Here is a 12,018-nt window from a genome sequence, read left to right as displayed (position 1 = left end):
GCAGGGGACCCTTCCTTTCATGCCATCGATCCAGCCGCAGGAGGCTTCCGTGCGCCAGACCCGGATCGTCGTGGTGGGCAGCGCGAACATGGACCTGGTCGCCACCGCGCCGACCCTGCCCCGGCCGGGGGAGACCACGCTCGGCACCGACTTCGTCATGGTCCCCGGCGGCAAGGGGGCCAACCAGGCCATCGCCGCCGCCCGCGCCGGTGCCGCCTGCACCTTCCTCGGCGCGATCGGCTCCGACTCCTTCGGGGTGACCCTGCGGGGCCGGATCACCGCCGCCGGGGTCGACGCGAGCCAGCTCCGCACCAGCTACGGCGCCTCCGGGGTGGCCCTGGTCATGGTCAATGCCGAGGGTGAGAACGCGATCCTGGTGACGCCGGGCGCGAACGCCTCGATGAGCGCGCTCACCGAGGCCGAGCTGGCCGCCGTACGTGATGCGGACGTGCTGGTCGCACAGTTGGAGACCCCGGTGGAGACGGTGACCGAGGCGGCGGTGGCCGCCCGGGCCGCCGGCACCCGGGTGGTGCTCAACGCCGCGCCGGCCATCGCGTTGCCGCCGGAGCTGCTGGCCGCCGTGGACCTGCTGGTGGTGAACGAGAACGAGGCGCAGACGTACACCGGGCGGGGCCGGGACGAGCCACGGGCGTTGCTCGACCTGGTGCCCCGGGCGGTGCTCACCCTCGGTGGGCAGGGCGCCTGGTACGGCGACCGGGAGGGCACCGCCGTGCACGTGCCGGCCGTGCCGGTGGACACGGTGGACTCGACGGCCGCCGGAGACGCGTTCACCGCCGCACTCGCGGTGGCCTGGGGCGAGGGGCGGGACCTGGTCGACGCGGTCCGCTGGGCGGCGGCGGCGGGCGCGGCCTGCGTCCGTCGGCTCGGCGCGAGCGTGTCGCTGCCGCACCGGGTCGAGATCGACCAGCTCTACGTCCCGGGACCCTGACCGGGAGGCCCGTTGCGGCGTCCGTCGCCGGGGCCGGTCGCGCGCGTCGTCGTGGCGTCGCCGTCGGCGCGGAACGCCCGGCGGTACGCCGACGGCGAGGTCCGCATCGTCCGCGCGAAGTGGTGGCGGTAGGTGACCGGCGTGTCGAATCCGACGGCGGCGGCGATCTCGGTGACCGGTGCGTCGCTCGTCTCCAACAGCGCCAGGCTGGATCGGATCCGCTGATCGATCAGCCACCGGATCGGGCTGGTGCCGGTGGCCCGGGCGAAGTGCCGCAGGTAGGTGCGGGGTGACATGTGCGCCTGCCGGGCCAGCCGCGCCACCGTCAGCGGCTCGCTCAGGTGGGCCGACGCCCAGGCGAGGCTGCCGGCGATCCGGTCGTCGTCCGGGCCGGTGGTCACCGGCGCCTCGATGAACTGCGCCTGACCGCCGTCGCGGTGCGGTGGGATCACCAGCCGTCGGGCCACCGCGTTCGCGACCGCCACCCCGTGGTCGAGGCGGACCAGGTGCACACAGAGGTCCAGCCCGGCGGCACTGCCCGCGCTGGTCAGCACGTCCCCGTCGTCCAGGTACAGCACGTCGGGATCCACCGTCACCCGGGAATAGCGGCGGGCCAGCAGGTCGGCGTACCGCCAGTGGGTGGTGGCCCGACGCCCGTCGAGCAGGCCGGCACCGGCCAGCGCGAACGCGCCGGAGCAGAGGGAGACCACCCGGGCGCCGGCCCGGTGCGCCCGGCGCAGGGCGGCGACCAGTGCGGGCGACGGTGTGCCGTGCACGTCGGGCACGCCGGGCACGATCACCGTCTTGGCGGCGGCCAGATCGCCCAGGCTGTACGGGCTGTGCAGACCGGCGCCGCCGATCAGCGGCACCGGGCCGGGACGCTCGGCGCAGAGCCGCAGCGTGTACCAGGGCACGCCGAGTTCGGGCCGGGGGAGCCCGAAGACCTCGGTGACGATCCCGGTCTCGAAGACCGACATCCCCGGGTACGCGAGCACGGCGACGGTGCGGTCCGCCGGAGCCATGGCGGGATGTTAGCGCAGTACGGCGTGACCGCCACTGGTCGTCGTCCCGTCAGCGGTCGAGGATCGAGACCATGACCCGTGCCTTCGCCGTACCGGCCGCCGCGCCGGACGCCGCCGTCACCCACTTCCTCGCCCGCCTGCGGTACGAGACCGACGTCTCCGACGTGTACGCCGACCTGACCTCCGGGGTGCCCGACCTGGTGGTGGTCGACTCCCGCTACGACGACGCCTGGGCGCAGGGCCGACTGCCCGAGGCCGTGCACCTGCCCACCGCCCGGATCGCCGCCGAGGCGGTGGCGACGGTGCCGCCGGGGGCGCGGGTGGTGACGTACTGCTGGGGTCCCGGCTGCGACGGCGCCACCCGGGCGGCGTTGGAGTTCGCCCGGCTCGGCTACCCGGTGAAGGAGATGCGCGGCGGCTACGAGTACTGGGTCCGCGAGGGACTGCCGGTCGTCACCGGGACCGGGGTGACGCGCCGGCCGGTGGACGAGCTGACCGCGCCCCGTCGGGCCGCCTGCGGCTGCTGACCGGGACCCGGGCGGGATCAGCCCGCGTCGTCGCTCAGCTTCTCGCCCCGTCGACGCAGCATGCCCAGGCCGGGGATGCCGGCCACGGCGAGCTTGAGGTCCCGGGTGACGTCGAGCAGGTCGTGCAGGTCCGGGCCGACCCGGTCCAGGGTGGCGAGGATCGGCAGGACGTCCGAGGTGAGGTGTTCACGCAGCCTCGGCAGCTCGTCGACCAGGCGTACGGCGGCGGTGACCTCCTCCTCGCTGAGCTGCTCGACGAAGTGGTTGGCCATCGGGGCGGCCCGGCGCAGCGCCGGCTCGTACGCGGCCAGCAGCTCGGCCGCGGTCGCCGCCGCCTCGGCCGCCGCGCCCACCGTGCCGGCGGCGCGCCCGGCCACCGACGTCGCGGTGTCGACAGCGCCCTCGGCGGCCTGGGCCACCCGGTCGGCGTTGGCCACCACCGTGGCGGCGGCCGTCGACACCTGCTCGGCGTTGGCCACCACCGTGGCGGCAGCGGCCGACACCCGCTCGGCCTCGCCGATCACCCCGGCCGCCGTGGTGGTCAGCTCGGTGGCCTGCCGGACGGCGGTGGTGGCCGCCGCGCTGATCACCGCCACCTCGCGGACGGCCCCGTCGGCGTCGGCGAGCATCTGGTCGGTGCGGTCCAGGGTCTGTTCGACCCGGTCCACCACGCCCTCGATCCGGTCGACCACGCCGTTGATCCGGGTCAGCAGCTCCTCCACGCCGTCGAGCACCGCGAACGCGCGGGTCGGGACCGCCGCGAACGACGCGGCCTGGTCGAGGGCGGAACGGGTGAGACCGACGACCGAGGTCGGCCGGGGAAGAGGGATCGCCATGGAGTCAAGTGTGCGTCGTGCCGGCCAGCGGCACCGCGCGGCCGGTCACCAGTGGTCGCCCTGCTGTTCGACGGCGCGCTGCACCGCCCGGTAGATCTGCCCGAACCGCAGCGCGTCGGGGGTACGCAGCACCATCACCTCCTGGCCCCGGTACTGCACCCACAGCTCGTTGACCCGGTTGCCGCGCTCGTAGGAGCGGTCCAGCCAGCCGAGCGGGATCTCCAGGAACGGCACCAACGCCAGCGCGATGACCACGCAGGCGGCGAAGACGATCAGTGCGGGCATCCACTCGCCCCGGTCCGAGGCCGACCAGGCCAGCGAGATCACGCAGATCAGCCCGACCAGCGGGGGCAGGGACAGCAGCAGGACCAGGACGCCGCGGCCGAGCACCCGTCCCCGTACGGCGAGGGTGGTCTGTCCCTTGGCGTGCCAGACGTAGGTCACTTCGGCCATCGGGATGACGTGTCCTGCGGCCCGGATCGACTCCGACGTCACCTGCACCGTGTCGTCCCGGTAATAGAGCGCCATCACTAAGCCTAACCACCTCCGGGCGTCCCGTGTCTGTCACGCGGAGGTCAGCCTCCGTCACCCGGAGGTCAACTCGGTCAGCGACGGCGGGGCGGCCGGGCCGGTTCGGTCGCCTCCATGGCCCGTTGCACGGCACGGTAGATCTGCCCGAACCGCAGCGCGTCCGGCGTCTGGAGCAGCCGGACCGGGTGTCCGCGCCAGCGGATCCACACCTCCCGCTGGCGGCTGCCCCGGGCGTACGAGCGGTCGAAGTACTCGAAGAGCTGGTCGGCGATGGGTCCGGCGGCCAGGCCGATCAGCACGGAGGTGCCGATGACGGCTACGGTGACGGTCGGGGACTTGTCGAGCCAGATTCCGATGACGATGCCGATGACGGCGAAGACCAGCGGGACGACCATCGCCGCGCCGAGGGCGCCGCGCCCGGCCAGCACCCGCCAGGACAGGGTGCCCCGGTGGTGCCAGACCTCGCTGATCTCGGTCAGCGGGTATGAGTCGCCGTCGACGGTGACGGCGCGGGAGGTGACCTGAACGGACCTGTCGTCGTAGTACGTGACCATCGCGGGAACTCCGGGTGGTGGGACTGGCGGCCAGACTACGTGTCCGACCAGGTGCGCCGTAAGGTTGGCAGGCGACTTCGACGAGGAAGTGAGGGCCAGCGTGGGTGAGTTCGTGCGGCTGGAGACCAGGGACGGCATCGGCACCATCCGGTTGGACCGGCCACCGATGAACGCGCTCAACACCCAGGTGCAGGAGGAGTTGCGGGCCGCCGCGTCGGCCGCCACCACCGACCCCGAGGTCCGCGCGGTCATCGTGTACGGCGGCGAGAAGATGTTCGCGGCCGGCGCGGACATCAAGGAGATGGCCGACATGTCCTATGTGGACATGGCCGACCGGGCGGCCGACCTGTCCAGCGCGCTCGGTGCGATCGCCCGGATCCCCAAGCCGGTGGTGGCCGCGATCACCGGGTACGCCCTCGGTGGCGGCTGCGAGCTGGCGCTGGCCTGTGACTGGCGGGTGGTGGCCGAGGACGCCAGGCTCGGCCAGCCCGAGATCAAGCTCGGCATCATCCCCGGTGCCGGTGGCACCCAGCGGTTGGCGCGGCTGGTCGGGCCGGCGCGGGCCAAGGATCTGATCATGTCCGGCCGGATGGTCGACGCCGACGAGGCGCTGCGGATCGGTCTGGCCGACCGGGTCGCTCCGGCCGGTGAGGTCTACGACGCGGCGGTGGCGCTGGTGCAGCCGTACCTGCGCGGCCCGGTGCAGGCGCTGCGGGCGGCGAAGCTCGCCGTGGACGGCGGCCTCGACATGGACCTGAACTCGGCCCTGGCCTGGGAGAGTCAGCTCTTCGCGGGGCTGTTCGCCACCGACGACCGGCGGGAGGGGATGGCGGCGTTCGTGGCGAAGCGGAAGCCGGACTTCACCGGCCGGTGAAGATGGTTCACATTCCAGCTACCGGCCAGTAGCGTGTGACTCCGGTCGGCCGACGAGAAGGAGCGGGAATGACGGAGCGGATCGAGGGGCACGGCGGGGAACTCGCACTCGCGGCGCTGCGCGCGTACGGGGTGCGGGAGATGTTCACCCTCTCCGGCGGGCACGTGTTCCCGCTCTACGACGCCGCGTACAAGTCCGACTTCCCGATCTACGACGTACGGCACGAGCAGTCCGCCGTCTTCGCCGCCGAGGCGGTGGCGAAGCTCCAGCGTCGCCCCGGCCTGGCCGTGCTCACCGCCGGGCCGGGCGTGACCAACGGTGTGTCCGGGCTGACCAGCGCCTACTTCAACGCCTCACCGGTGCTGGTGCTGGGTGGCCGGGCCCCGCAGTTCCGCTGGGGCTCGGGCAGCCTCCAGGAGATGGACCACCTGCCGCTGGTCGCCCCGGTCACCAAGCACGCCGAGACCGTGTTCACCGCCGACGACATCCCCCGGGCGGTCGCCGCCGCGTTGCGCACCGCGCTCACCCCGCACCGGGGTCCGGTCTTCCTCGACTTCCCGCTGGAGGCGATCTTCTCGGTGGGCGACGCCGAGCTGCCCACGGCGGCGGGCGTCGAGGCGGTCGAGGCCGACCCCGACGAGGTGGCCGCCGCCGCGCGGCTGATCGCCGGTGCGGCCCGCCCGGTCATCGTCGCCGGTTCCGACGTGTACGCCGGTGACGCCGTGGACGCGCTGCGCGCCGCCGCCGAGGCGCTCACCGTGCCGGTCTTCACCAACGGCATGGGTCGGGGCGCGCTGCCGCCGGAGCATCCGCTGGCCTTCGCCAAGGCCCGCCGGGTCGCCCTCTCCGGCGCCGACGTGGTCGTGGTGGTCGGCACCCCGCTGGACTTCCGGCTCTCCTTCGGCGACTTCGGCGACGCCACGGTGGTGCACGTGGTGGACGCGCCGAGCCAGCGCGCCTCGCACGTCGAGACGGCCGTCGCTCCCGCCGGTGACCTGCGGGCGGTGCTCACCGCGTTCGCCGAGTACACCGGCGAGCGGGCCGACCACGGTGACTGGGTGGCGCAGTTGCGCACCGCCGAGGACGCCGCCAAGGCCCGCGACGCCGAGGAGATGGCCGCCGAGACGGACCCGATCCGGCCCGCCCGGGTCTACGGGGAGCTGCGCAGGGTCCTCGCCCGCGACGCGGTCACCATCGGCGACGGCGGCGACTTCGTCTCGTACGCCGGGCGCTACCTGGAGCCGGCCCAGCCCGGCACCTGGCTCGACCCGGGCCCGTACGGCTGCCTCGGCACCGGCCTGGGCTACGCGATGGGGGCCCGGATCACCCACCCGGACCGGCAGGTCTGCGTGCTGATGGGCGACGGCGCGGCCGGGTTCTCGCTGATGGACGTCGAGTCCCTCGTCCGGCAGAAGCTGCCGGTGGTGATCGTGGTCGGCAACAACGGCATCTGGGGTCTGGAGAAGCACCCGATGCGGGCCATGTACGGCTACGACGTCGCCGCCGACCTCCAGCCCGAGCTGCGGTACGACCACGTGGTGAGCGCGCTCGGCGGTGCGGGGGAGACGGTCGCCAAGGCGGCCGACCTCGGGCCTGCCCTGGCTCGGGCGTTCGACGCCGGAGTGCCGTACCTGGTCAACGTGCTCACCGACCCGGCCGACGCGTACCCGCGCTCCTCGAACCTGGCCTGAGCGCGGACCCCGCCCCGGCCGGTCACACCTCGGGGCGGGGTTCCTCGCGCGGCGGGTCGCCCTCGCGTCGGCGCAGGTCGTCCTCGCGCCGACGGAGGTCCTCCTCCCAGCGCTGGAAGAGTTCCTGGTCCTCCTTGCGGGACCGTTCCTCGATCGAGCGCAGGAACTCGGGATCGTCGTCCGGGGCGAGTGGCCGCTGGGGCCCCCGCTCGGCCGGTCGCGCGCCCGTCGACCACATACCGCCACCGTCGGCCTTGCGCTGGCGCCCGGCGACGAACCAGGCGATCGAGCCGATCAGCGGGGCGAAGAGGATCATCAGCAACCAGGCGATCCGGGGTAGGTGACGGATGTCGTCTTCCTCGGCGGACAGGCAGCTGATCAGGGCGCAGACGGCGAGGACGACCTGCACCACGAAGAGGAGGATGTACAGCCGGGCCATGTACCCATCATGTCCTACCGGACGAGATGGTCACACCCCGCGCAGCACCAGCAACACGCCGAGCAGGGCGAATCCGGCCGTCCCCAGCCCCACCAGGGCGAGCGTACGGCCGCCGCCGGCAGCCGCGCCGACGGTGCTGCTCCGCCGCCAACAGAGCGTGACCACCGCCACCCAGCCGAGCACGGCCAGCGCGGCCGGCAGCGCCCCGACGGGGCCGCCGGTGAGGGCGAGCCGGACGGCCAGCAGCACCACCACGGTCATCGCCAACGCGGTGCGCCGCCAGGCCAGCCGGGTCCGCTCGGGTTGCAGCCCGGGATCGCGGACGGCGCTCATCGGCCCACCGCGCCGACCAGCACCGCCACCGTGAGCAGCAGCGCGCCGAGTGCGACGACCAGGGCGAGCACCGCCGGGAACCGGGACGCGGGCAGTTCCCGGCCGAGCCGGATGGCGCGTTCGCTGCGCGCCCAGTGGTCCACCGCCCGGAGTGCGACCACCCCGCCGAGCAGCAGCAGCGCCACCGAGATCACCTCGCGCAGGTGGGACGCGGGCATCTCCGGCAGGAACTGCGCGGAGGCGAGCCCACCGGCGATCAGCGCCAGCCCGGTACGCAGCCAGGCCAGGAAGGTCCGCTCGTTGGCCAGCGAGAAGCGGTAGTCGGGGGTGCGCCCCGCCGACCGCATCTCCTGCGGGTCGAACCAATTCTTGATCAACTGCCACACGCAGGTGATTATCCGGTTCCGGTCGGGCATAACTGGAAACATGGCGGATCTTGACGCGATCACGTTGCGTACGGCGTACGACACCCATCTGCGGCCGGGGCTGCCCGATCCGGTGCCGGACGGGGTCCTGGTCCAGCGGGACGGTCCGGTGTTCCGGGTGCTCGGTCGGGACGGCCGGGGCCTGGTGACCTATCGCGATCTCGACGGTCTGGGCGGCGCCGAGCTGGACGAGTTGATCGCCCGGCAGGTGGCGGTCGCCGTCGAGCGGGGCGAGCCGGTGGAGTGGAAGCTGCACGGCCACGACGAGCCGACCGACCTGCCGCAGCGGCTGCGCGCGGCCGGGTTCACCCCGGAGGCGGAGGAGTCCGTCATGGTCGGGCCGGTCGCGCCGCTGGCCTCCGCGTTGCCGGTGGTGCCGGAGGGCGTACGCCTGCGCGAGGTGACCGGCCGCGCGGACCTGGAGCGGATCGCGGAGTTGGAGACGCAGCTCTGGGGCGAGGACCTGTCCGGCCTGGCCGATGGTCTGGCCCGGGAGATCGACGCCGACCCGCAGTCGATCACCGTGGTGGTGGCCGAGGCGGACCAGACGCTGGTCAGTGCGGGCTGGGTGCGGTATCCGGCGGAAACCACCTTCGCCACGCTCTGGGGCGGTTCGACCCGGCCTCGGTGGCGGCGGCGGGGGATCCACCGGGCGCTGGTCACCTACCGGGCCCGGTCGGCCGGTCAGCGCGATCGGACGCTGTTGCAGGTCGACGCCGCAGTGGAGAGTCGTCCGCTGTTGGAGCGGCTCGGGCTCGTCGTGGTCACCACCACCACGCCCTACGTCTACACTCCGTGATCATGACGCAGCGGCTGACGGACGAGGAGAAGCTGACCCTCAAGACGGGTGCCTTCGGCGCGGTCCTCATGGTCTCGAACGCCGAGCCCGGCCTGTTGGCGGTCTTCCGGGAGAGTTTCGCCGCCTCCGGGGCGATCTCCGATGCCAGCGGGGTGGTGAAGGAGGCGCTGACCAGCGGACCGCTGCCGAAACTGCCGCGCGACTCGGCGCTGGAGATCGAGTCGGTGGTGCTCCCGGCGCTGCGCCGGGCGGTCGGCATCCTGGCCGAGAAGGCGCCGCAGGACGTCGGGGTCTACCGCGAGGTGGTGCTGACCGCCGCGGACCGGACCGCCCGCGCCCATCAGGGGGTCAGTCCGGCCGAGGCCGAGGCGATCGGTCGGATCAAGGACGTGCTGGGCGAGTCGTCCTGACCGACGCCTCCTCCGGTGAGCTGCGTCACGTCCGTCGCGCGGGGAAGCCTATGCTACCGACAGGTAACATCGCCTCGTGGGCAACTGCACAGCAGCCCACAGTTGACCTGACGGCAACAGACACGCAAGGCTGCGCCCCAGACCAGGGGCGATTGAGCACACCACCACAGCAGGAGGGTCGTCGAAGCGCGATGAACATCGTCGTACTCGTCAAGCAGGTGCCCGATTCGGGCGCGGACCGCAACCTGCGTACTGACGACAACACTGTCGACCGCGGTTCGGCGAACAACGTCATCAACGAGATGGACGAATACGCCATCGAAGAGGCGTTGAAGATCAAGGAGGCGCACGGCGGCGAGGTGACGATCCTGACCATGGGGCCGGACCGGGCGACCGAGTCGATCCGCAAGGCGCTGTCGATGGGCCCGGACAAGGCGGTACACGTGGTGGACGACGCCCTGCACGGCTCCTGCGCGGTGGCCACCTCGAAGGTGCTGGCCGCGGCGCTCGGCCAGCTCGGCGCGGACCTGGTGCTCTGCGGTGCCGAGTCGACCGACGGCCGGGTGCAGGTGCTGCCGCACATGCTGGCCGAGCGGCTGGGCGTGGCGGCGCTGACCGGCGCCCGCAAGCTCACCGTCGACGGCGGCACGTTGACCGTCGAGCGCCAGACCGAGGAGGGCTACGAGGTGGTCACCGCCTCCACGCCCGCCGTGGTCTCCGTCTGGGACACCATCAACGAGCCGCGGTACCCGTCGTTCAAGGGCATCATGGCCGCCAAGAAGAAGCCGGTGCAGACGCTGGGTCTGGCCGACCTGGGGGTCGCCGCCGACGAGGTGGGCCTGGCCGGGGCGACCAGCACGGTGCTGGAGCACAGCAAGCGCCCGCCGCGTTCCGGTGGGGTCAAGGTCACCGACGACGGCTCCGGTGGCGTCCAGTTGGTCGAGTTCCTCGCCACCGAGAAGTTCGTGTGAGGGGTGCGGGATATGTCTGAGGTTCTCGTCGTCGTCGAAGCCACTCGGGAGTTCGGCGTCAAGAAGGTCACCCTGGAGATGCTCACCCTCGCGCGCGAGCTGGGCACTCCGGCGGCGGTGGTGCTCGGCGGCGCCGGTGCCGCCGACGCGCTCGCCGGCAAGCTGGGCGAGTACGGCGCGGAGAAGATCTACGCCGCCGAGGGTGAGGAGATCGACGGCTACCTGGTGGCGCCCAAGGCCACCGTGGTCGCCGACCTGGTCAGGCGGGTGCAGCCGGCCGCCGTGCTGCTCGCCTCCTCGCAGGAGGGCAAGGAGATCGCCGCCCGGCTGGCGGTCAAGCTGGACAACGGCATCCTGACCGACGTGGTGGGCCTGGCCGCCGACGGCACCGCCACCCAGGTGGCCTTCGCCGGCTCGACCGTGGTCACCTCCAAGGTGACCCGTGGCCTGCCGCTGGTCACCGTCCGGCCGAACTCGGTCACCCCGGCCCCGGCCGCCGCCACCCCGGCGGTGGAGCAGCTCACGGTGACCGTCGGCGACACCGACAAGCTGGCCAGGGTCGTGGACCGGGTGGCCGAGCAGAAGGGCTCGCGCCCCGAGCTCACCGAGGCCGGTGTGGTGGTCTCCGGCGGTCGCGGCGTCGGCAACGCCGACAACTTCAAGCTGGTCGAGGAGTTGGCCGACCTGCTCGGCGGCGCGGTCGGCGCCTCCCGGGCCGCCGTCGACTCCGGGTACTACCCGCACCAGTTCCAGATCGGCCAGACCGGCAAGACCGTCGCCCCGCAGCTCTACGTGGCGCTCGGCATCTCCGGTGCGATCCAGCACCGGGCTGGCATGCAGACCTCGAAGACGATCGTCGCGGTCAACAAGGACGGCGAGGCGCCCATCTTCGAGCTGGCCGACTTCGGCGTGGTCGGTGACCTGTTCAAGATCGTCCCGCAGGCCGCCGAGGAGATCCGCAAGCGCAAGTGAGGCGTGACCGCGAAGCCGCCGCCCGCAACACCGGGCGGCGGCTTCGTCGTCTGAGCCGAGGGAGCTGATCGGCGGGCCGGGGAGCTGAACCGGCCCGCCGATCAGCCCGTCAAAGAGCCCCTCAACAGGCTGTCCCCGGAGTGGGCGGTGTCGTTGTCGAACCGTTCGGCGGAGACGTCGACAACAGAGTACTTCCCCAGGTCGACGTTGGGCGGTAGCGGCAGCAGCACCTCGTTGCCGGTGCCGAGCACGCCGATCGAGAACATCTCCATGGTGTTCGGGTTGATGAGCCAGACCTCGTAGTACCCCGGCACGGCCGGGAGATTCGCCACATGCGGGTGCAGCTCGCCGCTGTCGAGCACCCGCGCGTCCCCCCGGGCCCGAGCCGGCGTGCTGCCGTACGCGTCGAGCCGGGCGCTGGCCACCACCGTCTGGGCCGGTGGGGCCGGGTCGGTCGCGCAGGTTCTCCCACTTGCCCCGGCAGTGTGGACAACCGTCGAGGTGGGTGCGGTCGGTCTCCTCCGCCTCGCTCTCGCCGAGTGCCGGAAGAGACCAGCCGATCGTGCGCCAGGTGCGGCACCGGTCAGCGGTGCCGACGGCGAGCCGCGCGTCGTGGTGACGGCGGTTCCGGCGTGAGCCCGGCGGCCGGTACTCCGGACTGCGGCCGAGGCGGGCACGGTCGTTA

The 12,018-nt window shown here is 72.8% G+C and carries 16 protein-coding genes; 8 read left to right on the top strand and 8 right to left on the bottom strand.

Features of this window, described 5'->3' with window-relative positions; translation table 11 throughout:
* The first annotated feature begins 49 nt into the window (after positions 1-49).
* On the top strand, positions 50-949 hold the full coding sequence (locus tag ACIBMZ_RS08075; RefSeq protein ID WP_396691910.1) for a ribokinase: 900 nt from the start codon (positions 50-52) through the stop codon (positions 947-949).
* Here ACIBMZ_RS08075 and ACIBMZ_RS08070 read toward each other — a convergent pair.
* On the bottom strand, positions 931-1,971 hold the full coding sequence (locus tag ACIBMZ_RS08070; protein WP_396691829.1) for a helix-turn-helix domain-containing protein: 1,041 nt from the start codon (positions 1,969-1,971) through the stop codon (positions 931-933). The two genes, ACIBMZ_RS08075 and ACIBMZ_RS08070, sit on opposite strands and share 19 nt — an antisense overlap.
* Before the next feature lie 71 nt (positions 1,972-2,042).
* On the opposite strand from ACIBMZ_RS08070, the gene ACIBMZ_RS08065 reads away from it, so the two are divergent.
* Complete coding sequence (locus ACIBMZ_RS08065) at positions 2,043-2,498, top strand: rhodanese-like domain-containing protein (protein WP_396691827.1); 456 nt, start codon at positions 2,043-2,045, stop codon at positions 2,496-2,498.
* A 17-nt stretch (positions 2,499-2,515) separates the two neighbouring features.
* Here the strand turns inward: ACIBMZ_RS08065 and ACIBMZ_RS08060 are convergent, their stop codons facing one another.
* The 3 genes from ACIBMZ_RS08060 to ACIBMZ_RS08050 form a co-directional block, all read right to left on the bottom strand.
* On the bottom strand, positions 2,516-3,334 hold the full coding sequence (locus ACIBMZ_RS08060; RefSeq protein WP_396691826.1) for a hypothetical protein: 819 nt from the start codon (positions 3,332-3,334) through the stop codon (positions 2,516-2,518).
* A 45-nt stretch (positions 3,335-3,379) separates the two neighbouring features.
* Entirely contained in the window at positions 3,380-3,862 is a 483-nt protein-coding gene (locus ACIBMZ_RS08055) for a DUF6232 family protein (RefSeq protein ID WP_396691825.1), read from the bottom strand.
* Positions 3,863-3,939: 77 nt separating this feature from the next.
* A complete protein-coding gene (locus ACIBMZ_RS08050) occupies positions 3,940-4,419 on the bottom strand; it encodes a DUF6232 family protein (protein WP_396691824.1) in 480 nt (159 codons plus the stop codon).
* A 100-nt stretch (positions 4,420-4,519) separates the two neighbouring features.
* On the opposite strand from ACIBMZ_RS08050, the gene ACIBMZ_RS08045 reads away from it, so the two are divergent.
* The gene (locus ACIBMZ_RS08045; protein WP_396691823.1) at positions 4,520-5,293 is read left to right on the top strand and encodes an enoyl-CoA hydratase/isomerase family protein; all 774 of its coding nucleotides are present in this window, start codon (positions 4,520-4,522) and stop codon (positions 5,291-5,293) included.
* Positions 5,294-5,361: 68 nt separating this feature from the next.
* A complete protein-coding gene (locus ACIBMZ_RS08040) occupies positions 5,362-6,984 on the top strand; it encodes an acetolactate synthase (RefSeq protein WP_396691822.1) in 1,623 nt (540 codons plus the stop codon).
* Between the two features lie 22 nt (positions 6,985-7,006).
* Here ACIBMZ_RS08040 and ACIBMZ_RS08035 read toward each other — a convergent pair whose 3' ends face one another.
* From ACIBMZ_RS08035 to ACIBMZ_RS08025, 3 genes are read right to left on the bottom strand one after another with little or no spacing between them, the layout of a single operon-like run.
* A complete protein-coding gene (locus ACIBMZ_RS08035) occupies positions 7,007-7,423 on the bottom strand; it encodes a PLD nuclease N-terminal domain-containing protein (protein ID WP_396691821.1) in 417 nt (138 codons plus the stop codon).
* A gap of 30 nt (positions 7,424-7,453) precedes the next feature.
* Positions 7,454-7,756, bottom strand: coding sequence for a DUF202 domain-containing protein (locus ACIBMZ_RS08030; RefSeq protein ID WP_396691820.1), 303 nt, complete (start codon positions 7,754-7,756; stop codon positions 7,454-7,456).
* Entirely contained in the window at positions 7,753-8,142 is a 390-nt protein-coding gene (locus ACIBMZ_RS08025) for a YidH family protein (protein ID WP_396691819.1), read from the bottom strand. The genes ACIBMZ_RS08030 and ACIBMZ_RS08025 overlap by 4 nt, the downstream gene beginning before the upstream one ends.
* A gap of 40 nt (positions 8,143-8,182) precedes the next feature.
* Between ACIBMZ_RS08025 and ACIBMZ_RS08020 the strand changes: the two genes are divergently transcribed.
* From ACIBMZ_RS08020 to ACIBMZ_RS08005, 4 genes are all read left to right on the top strand, one after another.
* On the top strand, positions 8,183-8,980 hold the full coding sequence (locus ACIBMZ_RS08020; RefSeq protein ID WP_396691818.1) for a GNAT family N-acetyltransferase: 798 nt from the start codon (positions 8,183-8,185) through the stop codon (positions 8,978-8,980).
* Entirely contained in the window at positions 8,977-9,390 is a 414-nt protein-coding gene (locus tag ACIBMZ_RS08015; protein WP_396691817.1) for a hypothetical protein, read from the top strand. Before ACIBMZ_RS08020 ends, ACIBMZ_RS08015 begins: the two co-directional genes overlap by 4 nt.
* A 191-nt stretch (positions 9,391-9,581) precedes the next feature.
* Positions 9,582-10,361, top strand: coding sequence for an electron transfer flavoprotein subunit beta/FixA family protein (locus ACIBMZ_RS08010; protein ID WP_396691816.1), 780 nt, complete (start codon positions 9,582-9,584; stop codon positions 10,359-10,361).
* Between the two features lie 12 nt (positions 10,362-10,373).
* Positions 10,374-11,333: an electron transfer flavoprotein subunit alpha/FixB family protein gene (locus tag ACIBMZ_RS08005; RefSeq protein ID WP_396691815.1), complete on the top strand. Its 960-nt coding sequence runs from the start codon at positions 10,374-10,376 to the stop codon at positions 11,331-11,333.
* Between the two features lie 101 nt (positions 11,334-11,434).
* Here the strand turns inward: ACIBMZ_RS08005 and ACIBMZ_RS08000 are convergent, their stop codons facing one another.
* Complete coding sequence (locus tag ACIBMZ_RS08000; protein ID WP_396691814.1) at positions 11,435-12,010, bottom strand: anti-sigma factor; 576 nt, start codon at positions 12,008-12,010, stop codon at positions 11,435-11,437.
* Between the last annotated feature and the right edge of the window lie 8 nt (positions 12,011-12,018).

It is taken from the genome of Micromonospora sp. NPDC049900, assembly GCF_044461025.1.
Lineage (GTDB): Bacteria > Actinomycetota > Actinomycetes > Mycobacteriales > Micromonosporaceae > Micromonospora.
This window is presented reverse-complemented; position numbering and strand designations above follow the sequence as displayed.

Coding starts and splice junctions, on each gene's coding strand:
- ACIBMZ_RS08070 (WP_396691829.1), bottom strand. CDS start 1,971: ATGGCTCCGGCGGACCGCACCGTCGCCGTGCTCGCGTACCCGGGGATG.
- ACIBMZ_RS08065 (WP_396691827.1), top strand. CDS start 2,043: ATGACCCGTGCCTTCGCCGTACCGGCCGCCGCGCCGGACGCCGCCGTC.
- ACIBMZ_RS08060 (WP_396691826.1), bottom strand. CDS start 3,334: ATGGCGATCCCTCTTCCCCGGCCGACCTCGGTCGTCGGTCTCACCCGT.
- ACIBMZ_RS08055 (WP_396691825.1), bottom strand. CDS start 3,862: ATGGCGCTCTATTACCGGGACGACACGGTGCAGGTGACGTCGGAGTCG.
- ACIBMZ_RS08050 (WP_396691824.1), bottom strand. CDS start 4,419: ATGGTCACGTACTACGACGACAGGTCCGTTCAGGTCACCTCCCGCGCC.
- ACIBMZ_RS08040 (WP_396691822.1), top strand. CDS start 5,362: ATGACGGAGCGGATCGAGGGGCACGGCGGGGAACTCGCACTCGCGGCG.
- ACIBMZ_RS08035 (WP_396691821.1), bottom strand. CDS start 7,423: ATGGCCCGGCTGTACATCCTCCTCTTCGTGGTGCAGGTCGTCCTCGCC.
- ACIBMZ_RS08030 (WP_396691820.1), bottom strand. CDS start 7,756: ATGAGCGCCGTCCGCGATCCCGGGCTGCAACCCGAGCGGACCCGGCTG.
- ACIBMZ_RS08020 (WP_396691818.1), top strand. CDS start 8,183: ATGGCGGATCTTGACGCGATCACGTTGCGTACGGCGTACGACACCCAT.
- ACIBMZ_RS08010 (WP_396691816.1), top strand. CDS start 9,582: ATGAACATCGTCGTACTCGTCAAGCAGGTGCCCGATTCGGGCGCGGAC.
- ACIBMZ_RS08005 (WP_396691815.1), top strand. CDS start 10,374: ATGTCTGAGGTTCTCGTCGTCGTCGAAGCCACTCGGGAGTTCGGCGTC.